Below are 22343 nucleotides of genomic sequence, written 5' to 3' on the forward strand. Positions count from 1 at the left end.
TTTATCGTTATCAATGTGATAGGTTAATTATCTGCCTCCATAAACGATCTCATCGTTCGGTAATGGGAGCACAAAGATTTTGTTAGATGCCGGAATAATGGCTCCCGTTTGCCCCACAATACCTCTGTTTAGTCGTTTGTACATATAGAATAACTGACCTTCTGCCAGCGTTTCCTTACGCACTTCCTTGAGGAGTTCTTTCGTAAATTCCTCTTCATTTCCCAACGGCAGTTTGTCATCAATCTGCCTGGCGGAACGTACCTGGTTCAGGTAAGCATAAGCCCTGGTTGGATCAGTAGGGAAAAGCGCTTCTGCTCCGATATAGTACATTTCAGAAAGACGTATAGCAGGTGCCATCAGGTAATGAAGATTGGCATCAACACCTTCGTCAATAGCATTTCTACGATATTTTACAATTTCATAAAAAGCCGAACTCTGTGTTGAACTACGGGAAATGAAATATTTATACCGCGCATCAAATGCTCCTGAAGTCAATTTTTCATAGATGTAGTCTGCGGCGTCGGTAATCAGGTACAAGCCATTTGTGCCGGGTTGGAACCAATGCGACTTAATGTTTTCGGCCATTGATGGAATATACCAGCCAAATACCAGCTCCTTGTAGAGGATCCTGTCTTTCTTAGATTCATCAAACGCTTCAAAATCAGCTTTCGAAGTCCATGGGAACTTGTTGGAGGCAATTACTTCATTTGCATTCAGCAATGCATTTGCCTTGTCATTCTTATATAAATATACACGTGCCAATGTTCCGCAAACTGCGAAGTAATTCATGCGGTGCCTTCTGTTTTGCAGAAAAAGCAATGGAGATTTCTCTTCCGTAGTTTTGGTGGTGTCCCTTACCGTCGGATAGCCCACCTTATAGTTAGCACTGCGGATCGGATCAACCTTCAATAATATTTTAGCCGCCTCCAGATCCTTGATAACAGAATCAATCACTCCTGATACCGTACTCATTGGTGTAGGATCTTTGCTGTATTTGGTAGCATAAGGAATGCCCTGAGCAGTAGCCCCGGTTAGATAAGAAGGTGCAAACAAGCGAAGTAAATCAAAATGCATATAAGCCCTCAATCCAAGTGCCTCACCTTTTACGATCTCATAGTTGATGCCGGTAAATACGTCTTTCCGAGCATCTACGTTGGTAAGCACCAGGTTACAATTGACAATGGAGGAATACAAACCTGCCCAGATCTTGTCCTTACGTTCCTTAAACTTTTTCTGCTCATAATTGTACAAGCTCGTTTGTCTATAATCCTGACCATCATCTCTCATAGAATAGTTCTGGGCAAGTGCCTCAGGCGTTCCAAAAGTCAGCTCCTTCCCATACATATCCTCCCCGTTGGCTTTGTTGTAGATTCCATTGATGGCCTCCATAAAACCCGTCTCAGTTGAAAACAATACAGGTTCCGCTATTTCAGATTCTGGCTGTACGTCCAGCCATTTCTTACATGAACTGAATAATCCTGTGAAGAGAATCAAACCTATTAATAATATTTTGTTCATATTCTTATATTTTAATATCTATATAATTAATGCCTTAAAAACCAGCCCTTATCCCAAATGTGATACTTCTGGCAAAAGGATAATCGATCCCTCTTTCTTCTTTGATAGACGACCAGCGGACCACATCATTGGCCGTAAGCGTGAAGTCCAGATTGTTCATCCTAAGTCTCCTCGCATATTTTTGGTCAAGATTAAAACTCAACTGCACTGTTTCCAGGTTTACTAAGTTATCATCCTGAATAAATCTTGAGTTCACTTCCGTTTCACCAATATCTGATATGTTCTTATAGAAGGTACGGTCTCCGGATTCTCTCCATTTGCCCTCAAACACACGTCTGTCCACATTATATCTTGGATCGGCATTTTCTACCCGCTGTACCAAAGTCAGGTTATAGTCTTCTCCGCCAAATTTAGTCCTGAAGTTGGTAAACAGACCCCAACTTTTATACCTGAATGATCCACCAAAAGATCCTTCCAATCTAGGATCAGGATTTCCGATCGGTACATAATCCCGCTTGTCATAATCATAGGTAAGCGTTCCGTCCAGCTTTCTGTAAAGTTCGCGGCCGTTTTCAGGATCAATACCCAGAGACGGAACTCCATAAATGGTATTAATAGATTGCCCTTCCCTGTACCTCAACAAAGGTATACCTTTGTAACCACCCTCACTTTCGGGTTTTGACTGCTCTTCATCCGCCTTGTCTTCATACTTTTTCAATGCATTGGATATCCTCAGGATCTTATTCCTGTTGGTCACAAAAGCACCTCTGAAACTCAACGAAATATCATTGGTGCGAATGGCTTCCCAGGATAAATTTAATTCTGCCCCTTTGTTTTCCATATCACCTAAGTTCTCTTTGTATGAAAGGAAACCGGTAGAAGGCGGAAGGGTAATACTAGCCAGGATATCTTTGGTAAACTTCCTGTAGATTCTCGGCTCTATCTTCAATCTGTCTTTGAATAAGGAAAGGTCAATACTGAAGTCAACCATACGGGTCTTTTGCCACGATAGGTTCTGGTTACCGTAGTTATTCACGATTGCGCCGATCCCTGACGAATACCAATTGCCGGTATTGTACTGATAAGTAGTCCTGGACAAGTAAGGGTCGAATTCTACCGATCCGGTAAGCCCTGTAGTAGCCTTTAAACGCAACTGACTGATAACAGGATGATCTTTCAAAAATTCTTCCTGATGCACATTCCAGCCTATACCTGCCGACCAGAAAGGGGCCAGTCTGTTCTCTACCCCAAATTTAGAAGACCCGTCTATTCTTACCGATGCATCCAGCAAATACCGGTTTTTGAAAGAGTAGTTGGCCATAACCGCAGAGCCAAATAATCTGGATTGTTTATATGAGCTGTTAGGTTTACCTTCTTCTGCATAACCTTTGGCAAAGCCGATACTGGTAAAACGGTCGTTGGCAAAGCCAATGGCAGTAAAATCACGTGAATCATTGATCTCCTCAATCACGTTGATCAACCCGGTAACGTTGAAAAAGCTACCACCAAGCTGTTTCAGCCAGGTTAACCTGACGTTTCCATCCCAGCGGGTTTCTTTTCGCTGGCCGCTATAATATTCCCCTTTTTCATCGATCTTCTCGGTCTCATATTCATAATATTTACTGTTATTAGGCGACGTGAACCTGTCATCCGTAAACGAACGGCTCGTCAAACTCATTTGCCCCCTCAAACTTAAATCTTTTGTGATCTGCAGGTCGGCAGAAAGGTTATCTATAATCTCCGAATATGCATTTTTATTGAAGCTGCTCAATTGCGCATCATACAGCGGATTGTATACATAGTCATATGACCTGTCTTGTTTTTGCCATGCGTCAATAATCTGAACATATCTGCCATTGGCATCCATCATCGGGTAATATGGATTCATCCGCACATAGTTTTTAAAGTCACCGTATGGAGATTCCGTAGCGTTTACCTGCATTACTGTAAGCTCATTTCTAAACTGTAATTTCTTCAGGTTGTAGATAAAATTCATTCCGCCTGAAAACTGATCCCTGCTGGAACCTTTCATTACGCCAGGTCTGGTTTGATAGCGCAAGTCTACTCCATAGCGAAACGCCTCAGAACCGCCATCTACATTCACCGCGTGTTTATTTCCTGCAGTGGTACGTACCGGTTGTGACAACCAATAGGTGTTCACTCCCCCCACCACATTGGCATAATTGTGATAATATAACTCATCCAGATAATCCTGAGACATGCTCTGCTTCCCACCATCATATATTAAGGCGAGCTTCTCATACTCCATCTTCTCTTTGGCATTCAGTACCTGGTAATCTGACAGATCAGCCCCCGTTACATTCAGTTCGTAGTTATAATCTACCCGCAGCTTCCCTGCTTTTGGTGCCCTGGTAGTAATCACCAACACACCATTTGCTCCACGTGAACCATAAATGGCGGTAGACGCTGCATCTTTTAATAGCGTTACGGATTCTATCCTGTTTACATCCAGGTCAAATACCTTCTGCGCATTGACCTCATATCCATCCATGATAAATACAGGCGTATTAGCACCACTGGTAAAATTATCTCGTCTCAGTACCTCCCCATCGCCACTTGGCAAAGCCGAAGAACCCCTTACATTGATAGAAGGTATCCTGTTTGGGTTTGAACCCGCCAGGTTATTCTGCATGAGCCTGAAAGATGGGTCATACGCCCCAATACTGGCCAATATATTTTGCGGGTTGATCATTTTCAATTGCGCACCAGTCATGGTAATCGCATTACCTGTAAAGCTTTCCTTTTTAATTGTCTGATAACCTGTTACCACAACAGCATCAATCGTATTCACCTCAGTTTCCAACCTGACTACCAATGGCTTGCCATCTGCTACGGTGATCTCCTTGGTTTTAAAACCGATATAGGTAAATACCAATATGTCTCCCACCTGGGCAGTCACCTTGAATTCCCCGTTTTGGTTGGTCTGTCCCCTTAGCAGTTTGTCCGCTTTAATGGCAATGTTCACTCCGGGAACGGGCTGGTCAGTGTCGTTATCTATTACCTTACCGGTTATCTCCAGATACCTGACTGCATTCCCGTCCACAGCCTGACTTGAGGGCAACTTCCTGATCACAATAGTTTTGTCAACGATATTGTAGGTAAGGTTCTGTTGGGCCAGACAGGCCTTCAAAGCTTCTTCCAGGGGAACATTTTTAAATTCAACATTCAAAGTCTGGTCAGTAAGACTAACCTTGCCGTTGTAAAAAAACAGGTATCCTGTCTGCTTTTTGATATCCTTAAATACGGTTTCAAGCGTCGTATTCTTTCTGGAAATAGTGACACTCTGAGAGTAGCTTGCGGCAGATAAATGTAATGTGCCAATCAGTAATAAAATAGCAGTTAATTTCATCACTCTTAATAATTTACACTTTACCCTCTGTATTGAAAATACAGGGTTGTAAAGAAAAGTTAATTTCATACTTTTGAGTAGGATTAGGTTTAAAAATATGCAGCTCAGTTTTCTACGGCTTGCTGCTGACCTTCTTGGGCCGGGAGTGGTGAGACACTTCCGGCTTTTTTATGATTCTTTCTTTACGTGTCTGGTAGCTTTCTTATCATGGTGGTTTGGTTTAGTTGTTGAAAATTTATGTTAGTTGATTTTATTTGAACTGGATTTGGACGAAGTGGACGGCACATAAGACACTTTCACTGTTTTTCCTTTTATTTCTAGATGTATATTGTTCAGCTCCAGGATCCTGGCAACTTCCGACAAATTGCTCTGCCTGGATATCTCACCAAAAAAGCGCTCGTCAGGAAACGCTCCCGAATATTCAATTGCTACGTCATACCATTTCGATATCTTTCTCATCACAGACTTCACATCATCCTGTTCAAAAGATAGGATGCCATTCTTCCAGGCTATTTCTTTTTCTACGTCAACGTAGCTCTTTGAAATGTTCCGGGTGCCATCTCTTCCAGTCACACTTTGCTGACCCGGAACCAGAAGCGTAGCATACTGACCTGCAGAAACCTTTACAGAACCCTCTACCAGCGTTGTTTTTATACGCTGCTCATCATCATACGCATTGATATTAAAATGTGTGCCCAATACCTCAACTGACTGTATACCGGAATTAACAATAAACCGTTTCTTATTATCTTTGGCTACTTCAAAATATGCTTCACCATCGAGTTTAACCTCACGTTCAGACCCAATAAAGGCAGTTGGAAATGTAAGAGACGAAGCTGAATTAAGTATCACCTTTGTACCATCCGGAAGAATCACCTCATATTTCCCTCCATTTGGAGTGGATATCGTATTCACCATGATACCGGCAGGTTCTGTGCTTTCGTCGGTAGCAATTACTGAATAGATGATCTTGCCATCCGCCAGTTTAGTGATGATCACCCCGGCCTGCAGGGCAAGATTGCCTTGTTCGGCCTCTGTGAGGCTTATCTTTTTACCATCCGCTAGTGTCAGGGTCGCCTTATTTCCACCTGGCGCCACATCATTGGCGTATTGCTCATTCACTCCATGTGAGGGATTGGAACTGATGTAGATCAGCAATGCCGCGCTCAATGTGATCAAAGCGATGGCAGCTGCAATACCAGTCCAAAGCCCAATCCGTATTTTACGAGCAACTGGTGCCAGACCTGCCTGTTTCATCGTTGCCCGCCAGATTTCTGACTTCAGCATTAAAAACTTATGGTCTTCTTCCGTAAAAGCAGACTGCTGTGATTCATGCAGAAACCAGTTGTCCAGCATGGCTTTTTCCTCAGTACTTGCTGAGCCACTGTCATACTTTTGAATTAATTCTTCTGCCTGTTTTCTATTCATGGTCTTCATTAGACACCTAATTTAAATACAGAACAGGTCAAACGGTCTTAGGGGGTAGATGATATTAAAATATTTTTAACAAACTGTTATATTTTAACAAAAAAAACGTTTAACGCATAAAAAGCAATACAAAAAGACCGGCTTCCAGCGCTCTGATTTTTGGTTTTAGAATTTTTAAGGCATTCTGGACTTGCTTTTTTACAGTTTGATCTGAAATATTCAGTTTTTCCGCAATTTCCCTGTGCGATAGGTTCTCTTTACGACTCAATTCAAAGATTTCTTTCATTTTAGGGGGTAGATTTTGTATCTCAGCCTCCACAATGGCCAATATTTCTTTTTCATCCAGCAAGGAAGCATCGTTAACCGTATCTGAAAAGAAAGCAGCTACTGAATTTAAATAATCATTTCGCACCTTTTTTTGCGCTATCAGATTGAATACTTTATTCCGGACCGCGATATAGAGGTGGCCAGACAGTTTTGCTTCCAGGTTGAGCGATGCCGACTTAAGCCATAGATTACTGAATATATCCTGAACAACATCTTTGGCGTTCTCTTCGTCTTTGAGCAACCTGAACGCATGGTAGTACATTTCAGCCCAATAACGGCTGTAGGCTTCCGTAAAGGCAAGGCGATCCCCCTGCTTTAATAAAACAGTCAGTTCCTGGTCACTAAATTTGCTATAAACAGACATCTTCTTAATCCCCCAACCTGAATTGATCTGATTACGAAATTAAGGTTTTTATTCGGTAATAACCAGAGGAATGACTTCCATGACCCTAAACTGAGAGTCAAGTCAGTGTCTTGCTACAGTCAGTATGAAGACTATATACATTGAACCTAATCTCAGGGCTATTCAAAACAACAATTGCTACATTTTGCTGGTTAATTTGCATAGCTTTGTAATAAAAGAACTGATAATAGATACTATGCTGACTTATACCGAAAAACTGGCTAAAATCCGTAGTCAAATGACAGCCGACAATGTACAGGCTTACATTATCCCATCGTCCGATCCACATACCAGTGAATACCTGCCAGACCATTACAAGTGTATCCCCTTTGTTTCCGGCTTCACCGGATCGGCTGGCACGCTCGTAATTACACATGATTTTGCAGGGTTGTGGACAGATTTCAGGTATTTTGAACAGGCTGCAGAACAGCTTGAAAATAGCGGTTCTGAACTGGTAAAACAAAAAATACAGCATGCACCAGAATATATACAGTGGCTAACTGAAAAGCTCCAAAAAGGCGACACTGTAGCCAGCGATGAAAAATTACTATCCGTTCTTTTGGGCGACTTACTTACGGAAAAGTTCGCTTTAAAAGGAATTGGTCTCTCTAACGAGGATTATTTAACAGCTATATGGGAAGACCGACCTGCACTACCGGCCGAGGCGGCATTTTTAGTGGATGAGGAGCAGATAGGAGAAACCGTAAACAGCAAATTAATATCCGTAAGGGCTGATCTGCATAAGGCAGGGGCCGACTGCCACCTGATCTCATCATTAGATGATGTGGCATGGCTATTCAATATACGTGGTAAAGATGTGAGCTATAACCCGGTAGTGTTAAGCTTTGCGCTGATCACCCAGGACCATGCGAAATTATTTATCAACCCGGATAAATTAACGCAAGCAGAAAAGGAGCAATTGCTGAAAAGCGGGGTCGAGATCTTTGACTATGAAGAAATTGAAGATGCATTAAGGCTTTTGCCTAAAAATAATGTGCTGCTGGTAGATCCAAAAAGAAATTGCTTTGCTTATACCAAACTATTGGCGCCAACGGTAAAAATCATTAAGGAAATCAATCCCTCTACCCGCCTTAAAGCGGTCAAGAATGCTACAGAGCTTCAAAATACGCGTACAGCAATGCTAAAAGATGGGGTTGCAATCACTCGTTTTTTAAAATGGCTGTCTGAAAATATTGGCAAAACTAAGATCAGCGAACTTTCTGCTGCTGCACGACTACACGGGTACAGAGCAGCACAGGAAGGATTTATCGGAGATAGCTTTAATACCATCAGTGCCTATAAAGCGCATGGAGCACTGCCCCACTATGGGGCATCAGAAGAAAGCAATGCTGAAGTAACAGCGGAAGGCTTATTTTTGGTGGATTCGGGAGGCCAGTATTTTTACGGGACTACAGATATCACCCGCACCATACCCATGGGAAACAATACGGAAGAGGAAAGTACCGACTATACCCTGGTGTTGAAGGGGATGATCGATGGTTGTAAAGCAAGATTTCCAAAGGGAACCTGCGGATATCAGATAGATGCCATCACCCGCAAGCCTTTGTGGGAGCATGCCATCAATTACGGCCATGGGACTGGGCATGGGGTAGGTTATCTTTTAAACGTTCATGAAGGCCCGCAGGTATTCAATGCCACAGCCACTCCTGTTGCTATCGAGTTGGGCATGATCACATCTGTCGAGCCAGGCATATATCGCCCTGGCAAACATGGCATCAGGATAGAGAACCTGGTCAATACCATTCAGGATGTAAGCACTGAATTTAATGAGTTTTATGCTTTTGAATGTTTGACCATAGCGCCTATCAGTACAAAAATCGTGAAGAAGGAATTGCTGGAAGCTTCGCAAATTAATTGGCTGAATGATTATAATGCGATGGTGTTTGATCGTTTGAGTCCCTTACTTACTGAAGATGAAGCAGCATTTCTAAAAGAAGAAACAAAGGCAATTTAATCAAGCGGCTACTATTGGGGTATTTAGTAAAATTGAGCATGCTCTTCGAAAGCTGCATCTGCTGAAGCTGCGCAACACCAGCGCTATGCTTTCTCTGATCAGCTGAATTTTACTAAACGCCCACTGGTGTGCCAGCAATTCTGAAAAATTTGAAGTAGAAAAGATAAGCCCCTTGCAAACAAAAATTAAAGGTGTTGCGAGAAGGCGTGGGAGATTGTGCCCTTCTTCAGGGTGCAAGGTCCGGCCTACGAGTAATGCTTTTAATTTTTGATAATTTATAAGACTAGCTAGCATAGAAATAACCAGAGCTTATCGAACGAATTAACCAAGACTTATCGACCGGTCAAGATGCGTATAACCGCCATCTACATAAACCAGTTGTCCTGTAGTATGGCTCGAAGCACCAGACAACAGGAATACCGCTGCATTCGCGATTTCTTCTGCAGTGGTCATGCGCTGTTCCAATGGTATCTTTGAGGTAATAGCAGCTAGCTTCTCTTCAGGATTTGGCAAGGTCTTTATCCATGCTTCATACAAAGGGGTATAACACTCTGCAACAATCACCGCATTTACCCGAATACCATAGGGCAATAGCTCTACCGCCCATTCGCGGGTCAGCGCATTCCTGCCACCGTTTGATGCTGCATATGCCGATGTACCGCCCTGCCCCGTATCTGCTACTTTGGAACCTATATTGACTATGGAACCTTTTGAGGCTTTAAGAGCCGGCAGCGCATGATGGGCCATCAGGTAATAATGGACTACATTCTTGTGAAGACTATGGATAAACTGTTCGTATGTTCCGTTTTCAAGGCTAATGCTGTCGTTAACGCCGGCATTGTTGATCAGACCATCTATTCTGCCAAACTTCTTTAATACCTGTTTCACTGCATGCTCATTGTCTTCAGGTTTGGTCAGCTCAGCTATCACCTGAAAAGCATTTCCTCCATTGGCCTTAATGTCATCAACTACTTTTAAATTATCAGATTCCTTCCTGCCGATAATTACTGGAATGGCTCCCTCTCTGGCCAACACCCTTACAATACCTTCACCAATCCCCTTAGCTCCCCCGGTTACGATGACCACTTTATCTTTTAATTGCAGATCCATTGTTGCTTATTTTAATTTGTAGAATTCGGTTGCATTACCGCCCCAGAACAGCTCCTGCTCATTTGCAGAGCATTTCGATATATAATTTTTTACAAGATCCTTTACTTGTCCATAACTCGCAGCCACAAGACTTACCGGCCAGTCAGTGCCATACATTACCCTTCCTGCACCGAATGCTTCAAAAACTACATCCAGGTATGGCGTAAAATCTTCAGGCTTCCACAGCTTCCAGTCGGCTTCTGTCACCATTCCTGATGCTTTGCAATACACATTGTCATACTTGGCCAGCTCCTGTATACCCTGCTTCCATCCTTCTATTCTCTGATTTTTAATGTCCGGTTTGGCGATATGGTCCAGCACAAAAGGTTGGTCCGGAAATTGACTGACCAGCTCTGCAGCATATTGAAGCTGATCCGGAAAAATGAGGATGTCATAAGTAAATCCAAAATCCCTTAGCTTACTGATCCCATTCAAAAATGCTGGTTTTAGCATCAATGCCCGATCAGACTCTCCCTGAAGAATATGCCTGAAACCTTTCAGTTTTTCATAGCCCTTCAGTTCGTGGAGCTGATCTTCAATATCTTCAGCCTGAAGATCAACCCAGCCAACCACTCCCTTGATGAAATCATATTGCGCGGCATTTTGGAGCTGGAAATCATTCTCTTCGGGTGTTTGGTCTACCTGTATCAATACACACCCATCAATGCCATTTTCTTCCAATAAAGGCCCTAGGTCCCCAGGCATAAAATCCTGCTGGATCGCATTCATCTCTTCATTTATCCAGCTATGTCTTACTGCATCAAATTTCCAAAAGTGCTGATGTGAATCAATTTTTAACATAGTTCTTCACCAGCTGTTTTGAAGTGCCAAGGCCGTCTATGCCCAGTTCTACTACATCTCCTTCTTTAAGATAAACAGGAGGTTTGAAACCTAGCCCAACTCCTGCTGGTGTACCTGTAGAAATGATGTCACCCGGCAGAAGGGTCATAAACTGGCTTACATAGGCGATTACAAACGGCACATTAAATATGAAATTTGAGGTATTGCCATCCTGCATCTTCTGGCCATTTACTGTGAGCCATAACCTGAGGTTGTTTACATCTTCAATTTCGTCCTGAGTAGCCATGAACGGGCCCAGCGGTGCGAAGGTATCACAGCCCTTGCCTTTGTCCCAGGTGCCGTTTCTCTCCAACTGAAACTCACGTTCTGAGACATCGTTGTGCAATACATAGCCGGCCACATGGCCCAGTGCGTCAGCTTCTTCAATATAGGATGCCCTTTTCCCTATTACTACTGCCAGCTCGACTTCCCAGTCAGTCTTAACTGAATTCTTTGGCACAACAATTTCATCAAAGGGGCCGGTAATGGCAGTAGTTGATTTCATAAAAACAACCGGTTCCGGTGGTATAGGTGCATTGGTCTCTTTTGCATGGTCTGCATAATTAAGACCTATACAAACGATCTTTGAAGGACGGGCCAGAGGTGATCCCAAACGGCTGCCTGAAGGTATTTCTATCAGGTTTTCCTGATTAGCTTTGACAAAGGCTTCCAACCTTTCCAATCCGTTATCATTAAAAAACTGTTCATTATAGTCACCGCCAAATGCGGAAACATCATAAGAGATGTCATTTATTATTACACCGATCTTTTCCTGATCAGTCGCGCCCCATCTGATTAATTTCATTTGTGTCTTCTATTTAAGGACCGCTTGGCGACCCATCATTTCAATTAATTATTTAACTTAATAAATCCTCCGTCTACCGGATAATCATTGCCTGTAATGAATCCTGCTTCATCAGAGCATAAGTACAATGCCATTGAGGCTATTTCATCAGGAGCACCCATCCTGCCGATTGGTTGGCTTTTTGACAATTTATCAAAGATTTCCGCTTCTTTTCCTGCATAGTTTTTCGCAATAAACCCATCCACAAAGGGAGTATGTACCCTTGCTGGAGAGATACTGTTGCACCGTATACCATCAGCCATATAATCACGGGCTACAGAAAGTGTCATTGCATAAATAGCCCCTTTACTCATGGAATAAGCAAACCGGTCTGTAATCCCTACTATAGCCGCTATCGATGCCATATTCAGTACTACACCTGCACCATTTTTTTTCATTACCGGTAATGAAGCGTACAGACAATTATAAGCCCCCTTCACATTGACATTGAAGATTTTGGTAAAGTCCTCCTCGCTTGTAGTGTCGGCCTTTCCGATATGTGCAATTCCTGCATTATTTACCAGAATATCAATATTGCCTATTTTATTAAAAATATCCAACACCTGGGTCTGGTTACTCACATCACAGGAATAAGCCACAGCTTCTGCGTTCACTCCGTCATTTATCTCATTTAAAGTTTCTGTAGCGGCATCTGAATTCAATTCTATAATGTGAACTACTGCTCCCTGCTTTGCAAAAAGAACGGAGATCGCTCTGCCGATCCCACTCCCTCCACCTGTTATAACTGCTGATTTTCCTTTTAAACTGAACATATTTATATCTATAATGAAACACCTCTTTTCCAGGGAATAAAATCATCCTGGTTCAATAAAACGGCTTTAGGGATTACTTCACCACTGGCTGCCCTGATGCAATATTCCAGGATCTCGGTTCCCATCTCTTCAATGGTTTTTTCACCGCGGATAACTGCCCCTGTATCTATGTCGATTATATCTGCCATCCTTGTTGCCAATGCAGTATTGGTAGCAATTTTAATTACCGGACAGACGGGATTACCTGTTGGTGTACCCAAACCAGTAGTAAATAAGATTAATGTAGCGCCACTTGCTGCTTTTCCGGTGGTAGCCTCCACATCATTGCCCGGTGTACATACTAAACTCAAACCTGGTTTAGTGGCGGGTTCTGTATAATCCAGCACATCTACAACAGGTGATGTACCGCCTTTTTTAGCCGCACCTGTACTTTTTATGGCATCAGTGATCAGTCCGTCTTTAATATTGCCAGGAGAGGGGTTCATATGAAAGCCCGAACCCACGGCATGTGCCTGTGCATCGTAGGTACGCATTAAAGAGATAAACTTTTCTGCAATTGGCTTATTTACACAACGGTCTACGATATTCTGCTCAGCACCGCAAAGTTCAGGAAATTCTGCCAGCAGAACTTGTGCGCCCAGTGCTACCAGGAGGTCAGAGGTATAGCCGACTGCAGGATTAGCAGAGATACCGCTAAAACCATCACTGCCCCCGCATTTAACGCCTACGCATAATTTACTGAGCGGTGCAGGAGCCCTTTCAATTTCATTAATTTCTGTTAGTCCGACAAAAGTCTTAAGTATCGCATCTTTAATCATCTGATCTTCACTTTGACTCTGCTGCTGTTCAAAAATGAGCACCTTTTTATTGAATGATGGATTCCTTGTTTTAATGTCGTCCAGAAAATCATTGGCCTGGAGGTGCTGGCAACCTAAACTTAAGATCGTTATACCACCGACATTAGGATGGTCTGCATATGCTGCCAATAAATTGCTCAGTACAGCAGAGTCCTGTCTTGTACCACCGCATCCTCCCTGATGGTTTAAAAATTTAATGCCGTCTACATTCTTAAAAACCCGGTTACTAACCGGATTGAGAGCCGACAGGCTATCTGCCTGAAAGGAATCTATGGCCTGTCCATCCTGATAGGCATTCAATAAATCGTTAGCAAACTGCTTATACTTATCAGTTACATTATATCCCAGAGAATTATATAGCGCTTCCTTAATAACGTCAAGGTTCCTGTTTTCACAGAAAACTGTAGGAATAAACAACCAGTAATTGGCTGTTCCTACCTGACCATCCCGGCGATGATATCCATTGAAAGTTCTGCTTTGAAATGCAGAAACATCAGGTGCCTGCCATTTATAGTCTACCTCTCTATATGCATAGTCCTGAGAAGCGTGATTGATATTCTCAGTGGTCATTCTCCCGCCTCTTGGAATATGGGCAGTTGCTTTCCCTACTAACACCCCATACATTAAAACTTCATCACCCACCTGCATTTCATTAATGAAAAACTTATGCTTGGCATTTACCTCATCCTGCAGGGTGATGACATCGTTGTTCCACACTATCACTTCACCTTTTTTCAAGTCCTGCAAAGCAACCAGCACGTTATCATCCTGGTGGATCTGCAGAAACCTCTTATCCGTTATTTCTGACATTATTTATTCAATTCAAATATTTTATCCATCAGCACCCATTTCTCACCAGGTTTTGCACCCGGAACAGCCTGCTGGTATTTCCACATCAATGTTTCCCATTCCTGCACCTTTTCATTGTCTGCATCCATTGCTCCTTTATTTTGAAAGCTAAATTCGTCATTTACTTCCATAATCATCAACAGACGATTGCTAAATCTGTAAATTTCCATATCAACTATTCCGGAAGTGGTGATGCTGTCCCTGATTTCAGGCCATATTTCCTTGTGATACACTTCGTATTCAGCAATCAGTTGCTGATCATCAATCAAATCTAGCGCTAAACAATATCTTTTCATTAGTTACAATTAATTTGTTTTTACTACTTTATGGCCGGTCCAGCCAAAGGCCAGCACTACAAGAAAGCAGACCAGTGGCACGATATATCCGATCTGTATACTGCTGATGTCACTGATATATCCCATAGCCAAAGGTAACAACGCACCCCCAACTATAGACATGATGATCAGACTGCTGCCATACTTTGTGTCATTTCCCAAATCTTTTATGCCTAGAGAGAAAATGGTAGGGAACATGATCGACATAAAAAATGCCACCCCTGTAACTGAAATTAAAGCGAGTGTACCTACGGTTGCCATAGCAAAAGCACAAAGGATTACACAGATTACTGAATAAATAACGAGCAGCAATTCTGCTTTGATGAATTTCATTAATGAAGTCCCTATTATCCTTCCAATCAAAAATGCAAGTCCCATTCCATAACCGGCATATTCTCCTGCTTGTTGCTGGTCAAATCCTACTGCTGTGGTGGCATATAAAACAAAGAGACTTAATACGCAAACTTGTGCCCCTACATAAAAAAACTGAGCAGCAATAGCCCATCGCAAATGTTTGTGTGCTAAGGCATGCAATATCCCTCTTTTCTCATCTCCATCGACTTCAGTTTCCTTGATCTCAGGTAGCTTTATGAATAAAAAAACAAGGGTGATCAGGAGAATTATCGCTCCAAGCACCAAATATGGAGTTTTAACCGATGATGCTTCCGAAGCCAGCGTTAGTTGCTGGGCAGATACAGTCATAGTGCTTAATTCTTCATCCGATACTCCCTTAATCATAATGATACGTGATCCGATTATCGGGGCAAGCGTGGCTGCAAGACCATTAAAGGACTGTGATAAGTTAAGCCGGAAAGACGCGGTTTCTTTAGGCCCTAAAAGTGAAGCGTAAGGATTAGCCGCAGTTTCAAGAATAGTTAATCCGCAGGCAATGATAAAAAGTGCCCCTAAAAAAAATGAATAGGCTTGGGTATTTGCTGCGGGAATAAACAAAAACGACCCTATGGCAAACAAACAAAGGCCTATAATGATCCCTGATTTGTAGCCGTACTTTTTCATAATAAAACCCGCAGGAAGTGCCATGACGAAATAAGCAATGAATACAGAGAAATCGACCAAGGAAGCTTCTAAAGTACTCAGGCTAAAAGACCTTTTTAAATGCGGTATAAGAATGGGGTCCAGATTATGAACAAATCCCCACATAAAGAAAAGGGAGGTGATCATTATAAAGGGAAACAGATAGTTGTTCTTGGTCATTGGTTCGATATTTGGTTATTCAAAGAACGTATTTTTTGTAGTTATATATTTTATCATTTTATCTAATGATTAAACTATTTTGGCACTAAAAACGGGTGTAACATGGTACTATCTTACTTTTTCAATAGTATACTTGCATTGAACAATCCCAAAGTGGTATGCGCCGACAAAGGTTTATGTAGTCGCCAGCTAAAAGGGTAATATTTACCAGTTTCAAATTGCAGCGGTTTAAGTTTTTTAGCATACATTACCTGCGCTACTTTATTGTCTATACCAATGGTCATATTTTTCTGGTATCCATTATAAAATTTAACAACGAGCTGGTTTCTGCCTTTCTTAAGCTGCAGCAAAATCACATCCTTTAGCATCTTTTCTTTAAAAGGATTATTATGTTCCGCAAGGATAGTCCCGTTAAGCGCTACTGTCAGCCCATCCCCGCTTGTTATGCCAAGCAAATATGGCTGATCTTTTTCTGATACGATCTCCTGCAGTAAATAAGTGGCAACTTCCCTCTCCACTCCCATTTCATAAATCTCACTGTTTTTCCAGTTCTCTTTTTTTGTCCAGGCTTCACTATTGCTGTTTGGCCATGGTTTATTAACTGCTATGTCTTTAAGATTGCCATGTACACCGCCTACACCTGAATAATAGACACCTGACTGATACAATGGCCCCCATGAAATTGTTGAGGGATCGTTGTCTAGTTTTTCAGATTTTCCGTTACTCAAAGAGATCACAGATGTCTCTCCATTCACCTCAACATCTACAGATTTTCCTTTCTCACCGTCGGTATAGTATATTACAGGTGTCACCATTCCATTATTTGAAGGCGTTATGGTCCATGATTCCTTTACCGTACTCTGATAACGGGTATTATAATCTATACCGGAATTACTATAATGCTTAAATGCATTTTGCGAGTTTAGTACCAGGGGACTGGAAGTTAAAGTAACAAGGTTTGCGGGAGGAACCTGGTACCCATTCACAAATTCAATCGCAATCACCTTAAACTCTTTATCAATATTCAAATTTGCCGGTATAACGATCCTGACACCACCAGCATTTTGACTAAATTTGACTTTTATCTTTTCACCAAGCACTGATGCACTTTTTATCTTTCCTTTCAGGCCGGGTAAATTGATTTCTCCATTTTCAGGTGCTGAGAGCAGATGGAGGTAAATCTTATCAGACCTGCTGGTTAGACTTCCCCATTTAAATGAAATGTGAAAAGGATCAGGGCTGGTACCATAAATAGCTTCCTTATTTTTATCCAGCCATTTTCCAATCCCTAACAGTACATCTTTTTCGAAATCAACTACAGAACCATCCCCTTTAGGGCCGATGTTCAAAAGAAAGTTACCTCCACGGCTTGCCACCCTTATTAAGCTGGTTAATTTCTCCCGCATTTTTTCTTCTTCGCTTCCTCTTTTTTGCCAGGAGCGGTAACTCCAGGTTTCATCATAAAAAGAAGCTGGAGATTGCCATGGCACCCCAATTACATAATCGGGTTCCTGATTGTCACCCATTACCGTAAAGTCGCCCATATCATTACCTATTCTACTGCCGATCATACAGTTTGGCTGTAGTTTATGCACAAGATCTCTTAGCTCCCTGCTTTCATCAGCACTTTGCGAACCCATATCAAACCAAAGTTCAGATACAGGACCATAATTGCTTAACAATTCAGTGATCTGCTTTTTATTATATTCCACATGCTCTGGTGTAATATAATCAGAGTTACTGCTGGATATCGGAGACGCCTGGGGGTAATGCCAGTCAATCAGGGAGAAATATAACCCAAAGCGTAGTCCGCCGCGCTTGCAGGCATCAGCTAATTCCTTAAGTACGTCTCTTCTATAAGGTGTGGCATCTACCACATTAAAATCGGTAGTATTGGTTTTGAACATACAAAAACCATCATGGTGCTTAGAGGTGATCACTATAGACTTCATCCCCGCTTTTTTAGCGAGGGAAACTATAGAATCCGGATTCCACTTCAACGGATTGAATCTTTTTGCAACGCTGGCATAAGTATCACTGTATATCCCTGCATGCGCCTGAATCTGTTCGCTTAAGCCCTTTGAAACAGGTTTGTCATCCCAAACACCACCCAGTACCGAATAAATGCCGTAATGAATAAACATAGCATATTTTTGATCCTGCCAGTCTTTTAATGCTTTGGGGTCATGCTGAGCAAATGCTATGGTTTTAAGAAATAGCAGGGATACTAATAATGAAATGGCTTTGCTGTTCATTTTCTGAAGATTTGTCAATTCCAAAGAAAGCGATTTAGTCGCATTAAAGTTTTCTCAATTTTGACAAAACTATATGCGATTTTGGCATCGCGAGAATACCTACCCTATTGTAAGTCAAAGACGTTATCTTCCAGCTCTTTAAACCATGCTGCGCCATATTTTCTGATTAAAGGTCCTTTCAAAAACTGATAAACAGGGACTTTTAACTCCCGGCCAAAGGAGCAGGCATCATGGCAGATATGCCATCTGTCGTAATTTAACACCTCAAATTCGGGATATTGTGTTACCCTAATAGGATACAGATGGCATGAAATAGGCTTCTGCCAGTCTATCAAACCCTGCTCATATCCTTTTTCTATTCCGCATTTTGTGATGCCATTCTCAAAGGTTACATAAGCACATTCTTTATTCCCGTCCACACATGGGGTGGTCAGATCTCCGTCCAAATCTACCACTGAAGTTCCCTGGGCCTCTATCGCAGCAATCCCTTTAGCTTCCAGAAGATGCTGGATTTTTGGATAGATATCCGCTAGTATTGCCGTTTCGGCAACTTCAAGAGGCGCACCTGCATCTCCCTCTACGCAACAGATTCCTTTGCATTTATTGAGGTTACAAACAAAACTCTCACTAATCAGATCTTCATGCACCAACGTGTTTTGTACTTCTATCATGCTTTAATATTTTCAGTGATAAGTGATCACCTGTTATTGAACCACAGCCAAAGGGTACTTCAGTCCACTGGCCGATGCTATTTCCATTACCACTGATCCCACCAGGATCTCTACTTCTGCCTTTACGGGCACCCTGTTTCCATCGTCTGTAACCCAAAGATACAATTTACTGTCTTTACGAAAAATTCTTCCCGGCTTTATAGAAGGGCTAAATTTCAAACACCGGATCTTCCCGAGCTTTGTCTTGATTACCTCTCTCCCTATGTATTGTATTTGTAGCTGGCTAACCTCATCTCCCAGGAAGTAATTCAATTTAACAAAATCACCACTTTTCATTTTGGAAACATCAAGGCTCCTGGCAAAATAGTAAGAGGAAACAAGATCAAATGTTTGTGTAGTTGGTGTATTGAAAGTACCTTTTGTACCGGTAACTTTTTTTTCATCCTGACTAAACCTGGCCTTGTCCTGTCTTTTGTAACCACCTTCTCGTATGTTCTCCTGGTAAAAGTATGGCTTTAAATCACCTCTGTCTATATAAGAATCATAATGATCCCGTATTTTATAAAAAATATCAAACGTTCCCGATGTAGCCCCATCCACACTCAATCTGTAAGTTGGTTTACCATCAAATTTAAGATCAGAATCCAGCACCCGCAACGTTCCTTCTGCCGCCGTGATAAAACCATACTTTAACTTATATTTCAACACTTCACCTATCTGAAAAACAGGATCTTTCACAAAAGGCAATTCCTGGGCTGTTACTTTTAAGCTTAGGGATACCATAATAAACAACAATATCTTTCTCATACCCAAGCTAAACAAAAAACAATCCAAAAATTAATCTTTACGCTTGTAGATAGGTACGGTTGAGCAGGGCTCACCATACATAATGCTTTTCACCACAGGAGTAAGCAGATTCGTTATTTCTACATAAGCAGCTACCGGCAACTCAATATCGGCACATCCCTTGACCACTACACGTTCCCCTGCAAAAGCATCCAAATCTATTTTAGCGAGCGCCTTGGTAAAAAGAACCGCTTCTAATATTTCCAGACTACCGAATACTACCTCATTGGCGAAGGGTTTCATTTTATTGGCAAGCAGCATATAGGCCCAGGTCGGAACGATTGCATCTGCACTGCAGATGATTGCTACATTCTTACCCGAGTAAACCGACCAGTCATTATTTTTAATAAATTCCCTGAAATCCTTTTCTCTTAGCATCAGGCCATGAAAAAGATTATCCTTAATATCATATACTACCCTTTCACCCTGGTGCAGGTACTCCTCGAGATTAAAAGTAATTAATCCACTTGCAGCTACCTTATTAACGAAATTTTCCTGTATATCCATAGCGTATAAAAAAAAGAAGCCGTCCCGGCTTTACGTCGGGACGGCTACAAAATTACGTAAATAAGATTAATAGAATTTCACCCTATTGTCTTTTATCTTGCTTTTATCCTGTAATGCCTGGAATGCCGCGCCTAAAGAACGCTGTCCCGCACCCTGCATCATCGTTTCCTTTTGTTTGTACGTGTTGGCAAGAGGAGCAGGGTTAGTAAACCCTTCAACTACAAACGCATACACACCACGATCACCTGCTACAGATTTAGATAGTTTCCCTGGTTGTGACCCAAAAACAGCACCTATTAGTATATTTTCCTGGCCAGCTCCTGGAATAACCGGGTTCGCAAATACAATATTTGGAACCGGAGTTGCGGTTTTGTTTAATTTTTGAGCTACCTGGTCTATGCTGTTTGAGCCACTCAATGCTTTATCCATTTTTTCTTTAAGGATTTTAGCTTTCGCTGCATTGAGCACCATCGGCTCAATCTCCTTTTTAACTGCATCAAGAGGCAATGCTCCCTTAGGCCTGATATCAGTTAGGCGAGCTATTACAAACGCATTGTCCATTTGGTAAACTTGTTCAAGCACATCACCTTTATCAGCTGCATAAGCATCACGGATCAGTTGGCGCGGATTATCCAACCCAGGTGCAAAACCTTGTGTAGGAGTCACCTTATCAGCTACACCAACAGTATATCCTTTCTTCTGAGCAAGTTCAGCAAAGTTATTTTCTTTTACTTCATTAAGAAAGCTACTTGCTTTTTTGTAAGCAGCATCTTTAGTTTTATTACTGGATAGTAAGCTCTTTTCTATATAAGCCAATTTAGCTACTTTAGAAGATCCAATTTGCTTTTCTATTCTTATGAGGTGAACACCAAATTGCGTAGTGACAATTTTAAGGTCACCGGTATTGCCACTGAATACTGCGTTGTCAAATTCAGGAACCATCGTTCCAGGAGTAAAGGTTCCAAGATCGCCGCCCTTATCTTTTGATCCATCTACACTATATTCAGTTGCTAAAGTAGCAAAGCTGGCTCCGTTTTGAACCAATGTTTTTAACGAATCAATCAGTTTAAGTGCTCTATCAGCACCTCCCAGTTTACTAGGATCAAGTAAGATATGGCTGGCCTTTACTGAATCCGGAGAGAAACGCGTAGCTACCACTTTCACAAGTTTATAAGAATTGCCAGAGAATACGGGACCATAAAAACTACCTGCAGGCAGATTAAACACAACAGAATCTACTGCAGGATCTAATTTACCTTTAGCTACAAAGCTGTATGGAACTTTTACATCTGAATTTACGGCAGCGAACAAAGAATCATTTGCTGCAGTCCTGAAATCAGCGGCAAGTTTTTCAACCTGAGCTTTAACTGCTATTGAATCTTCTTTTGTCGGACTTACACTAAATGCAACGTATTCGAATGAACGTGTCTCAGTTGGATTTTCAAAACGCTTTTTATTCTCATTATAATAGTCTGAATAATCAGACTCCGTCAATTTCACATTTGCATCTGGAATGGAGGTATAATCCAATCCTGTATATTTAAAGTTTGCAAGTTTATTGCGATTCTGGTATTCATCATTTGCTTCCAAAGTAGTTACATACACAGAATTGCTGATCAGCTTGGCGTATTTCTGTTGCAAAGTCTGTTTTTCAATCTCCTCTTCAAGGGCATCCAGCTGTTTCTTCATGTTAGGATCCTTCGCTCCCTGTTTAAAAACATTGATCACCTGTGCGCGGTCTACCTGACCTGTTTGAGGATTACCGAAGTATTGTACAATTAAAGGGCTTGGTTTTGACCCCTGGATTAAATCCCATAATTCAGTAGCAGAAACAGACAAACCAAGACGGTTGAACTCTTTCCCTAACAGAATACTGGCAATTTCTCCCTGCCAAACATTATCCACAGCCATAGCATGCATCTGTGGGTTGTCAGCACCACCATATTGTTGTTTAAACTGAGCTAAGCTTTGCTCAACTTTAGCTCCAAATTGCTCGACATCAATGTCTTCACCATCCACAGATCCCACAACTCTTTGAGATTCAGCCCAAAATGGCTTACCCACGTTAATTGCATCACCAACCAAAAATGCAACAATTGCAAAACCGATGGCCCCTATCAGAATGTAGCCTGCGCGATTCCGCAAAAATGTCATTAATCCCATAATATTCTTATTTATAAT

17 protein-coding genes are annotated in these 22343 nt (G+C 41.8%); 1 reads left to right on the forward strand and 16 read right to left on the reverse strand.

Features of this window, described 5'->3' with window-relative positions; genetic code table 11:
• Positions 1-27 precede the first annotated feature (27 nt).
• The 4 genes from EZ437_RS01880 to EZ437_RS01895 all read right to left on the reverse strand — a co-directional run bounded on the left by EZ437_RS01880 (position 28) and on the right by EZ437_RS01895 (position 7007).
• Positions 28-1518: a RagB/SusD family nutrient uptake outer membrane protein gene (locus EZ437_RS01880; protein ID WP_131592689.1), complete on the reverse strand. Its 1491-nt coding sequence runs from the start codon at positions 1516-1518 to the stop codon at positions 28-30.
• A 34-nt stretch (positions 1519-1552) separates the two neighbouring features.
• Positions 1553-4888, reverse strand: a complete 3336-nt coding sequence (locus EZ437_RS01885) for a SusC/RagA family TonB-linked outer membrane protein (protein WP_131592691.1) — start codon at positions 4886-4888, stop codon at positions 1553-1555.
• A gap of 240 nt (positions 4889-5128) precedes the next feature.
• Positions 5129-6325 carry a FecR family protein gene (locus tag EZ437_RS01890; RefSeq protein WP_131592694.1) on the reverse strand — a complete coding sequence of 399 codons (1197 nt, stop codon included), beginning with the start codon at positions 6323-6325 and terminating at the stop codon, positions 5129-5131.
• Between the two features lie 100 nt (positions 6326-6425).
• Entirely contained in the window at positions 6426-7007 is a 582-nt protein-coding gene (locus EZ437_RS01895; protein WP_131592696.1) for an RNA polymerase sigma factor, read from the reverse strand.
• A gap of 124 nt (positions 7008-7131) precedes the next feature.
• Here EZ437_RS01895 and EZ437_RS01900 point away from each other — a divergent pair, with 124 nt between their 5' ends.
• Positions 7132-9021 carry an aminopeptidase P family protein gene (locus tag EZ437_RS01900; protein WP_225869469.1) on the forward strand — a complete coding sequence of 630 codons (1890 nt, stop codon included), beginning with the start codon at positions 7132-7134 and terminating at the stop codon, positions 9019-9021.
• A 321-nt stretch (positions 9022-9342) separates the two neighbouring features.
• Here the strand turns inward: EZ437_RS01900 and EZ437_RS01905 are convergent, their stop codons facing one another.
• The 12 genes from EZ437_RS01905 to EZ437_RS01960 form a co-directional block, all read right to left on the reverse strand.
• The gene (locus EZ437_RS01905; protein ID WP_131592699.1) at positions 9343-10131 is read right to left on the reverse strand and encodes an SDR family oxidoreductase; all 789 of its coding nucleotides are present in this window, start codon (positions 10129-10131) and stop codon (positions 9343-9345) included.
• Between the two features lie 6 nt (positions 10132-10137).
• On the reverse strand, positions 10138-10971 hold the full coding sequence (locus EZ437_RS01910; protein ID WP_131592701.1) for an amidohydrolase family protein: 834 nt from the start codon (positions 10969-10971) through the stop codon (positions 10138-10140).
• On the reverse strand, positions 10958-11815 hold the full coding sequence (locus EZ437_RS01915; RefSeq protein WP_131592703.1) for a fumarylacetoacetate hydrolase family protein: 858 nt from the start codon (positions 11813-11815) through the stop codon (positions 10958-10960). The genes EZ437_RS01910 and EZ437_RS01915 overlap by 14 nt, the downstream gene beginning before the upstream one ends.
• A 44-nt stretch (positions 11816-11859) precedes the next feature.
• Entirely contained in the window at positions 11860-12627 is a 768-nt protein-coding gene (locus EZ437_RS01920; RefSeq protein WP_131592705.1) for an SDR family NAD(P)-dependent oxidoreductase, read from the reverse strand.
• Between the two features lie 8 nt (positions 12628-12635).
• Positions 12636-14294 carry a UxaA family hydrolase gene (locus tag EZ437_RS01925; protein WP_131592707.1) on the reverse strand — a complete coding sequence of 553 codons (1659 nt, stop codon included), beginning with the start codon at positions 14292-14294 and terminating at the stop codon, positions 12636-12638.
• Positions 14294-14629: an L-rhamnose mutarotase gene (locus tag EZ437_RS01930; protein ID WP_131592709.1), complete on the reverse strand. Its 336-nt coding sequence runs from the start codon at positions 14627-14629 to the stop codon at positions 14294-14296. Before EZ437_RS01930 ends, EZ437_RS01925 begins: the two co-directional genes overlap by 1 nt.
• Positions 14630-14638: 9 nt before the next feature.
• Positions 14639-15883, reverse strand: coding sequence for an L-fucose:H+ symporter permease (gene fucP / locus EZ437_RS01935; RefSeq protein WP_131592711.1), 1245 nt, complete (start codon positions 15881-15883; stop codon positions 14639-14641).
• Between the two features lie 113 nt (positions 15884-15996).
• On the reverse strand, positions 15997-18138 hold the full coding sequence (locus EZ437_RS01940; protein WP_131592714.1) for an alpha-L-fucosidase: 2142 nt from the start codon (positions 18136-18138) through the stop codon (positions 15997-15999).
• Between the two features lie 104 nt (positions 18139-18242).
• On the reverse strand, positions 18243-18809 hold the full coding sequence (locus EZ437_RS01945) for a DUF3109 family protein (RefSeq protein ID WP_131592716.1): 567 nt from the start codon (positions 18807-18809) through the stop codon (positions 18243-18245).
• Between the two features lie 33 nt (positions 18810-18842).
• Positions 18843-19616, reverse strand: a complete 774-nt coding sequence (locus tag EZ437_RS01950; protein WP_131592718.1) for a DUF3108 domain-containing protein — start codon at positions 19614-19616, stop codon at positions 18843-18845.
• A gap of 30 nt (positions 19617-19646) precedes the next feature.
• Positions 19647-20162: a DUF2480 family protein gene (locus tag EZ437_RS01955; RefSeq protein ID WP_131592721.1), complete on the reverse strand. Its 516-nt coding sequence runs from the start codon at positions 20160-20162 to the stop codon at positions 19647-19649.
• Between the two features lie 66 nt (positions 20163-20228).
• Positions 20229-22325, reverse strand: a complete 2097-nt coding sequence (locus EZ437_RS01960; RefSeq protein ID WP_131592723.1) for a peptidylprolyl isomerase — start codon at positions 22323-22325, stop codon at positions 20229-20231.
• Between the last annotated feature and the right edge of the window lie 18 nt (positions 22326-22343).

It is taken from the genome of Pedobacter psychroterrae, from assembly GCF_004331695.1.
Taxonomy (GTDB): domain Bacteria; phylum Bacteroidota; class Bacteroidia; order Sphingobacteriales; family Sphingobacteriaceae; genus Pedobacter; species Pedobacter psychroterrae.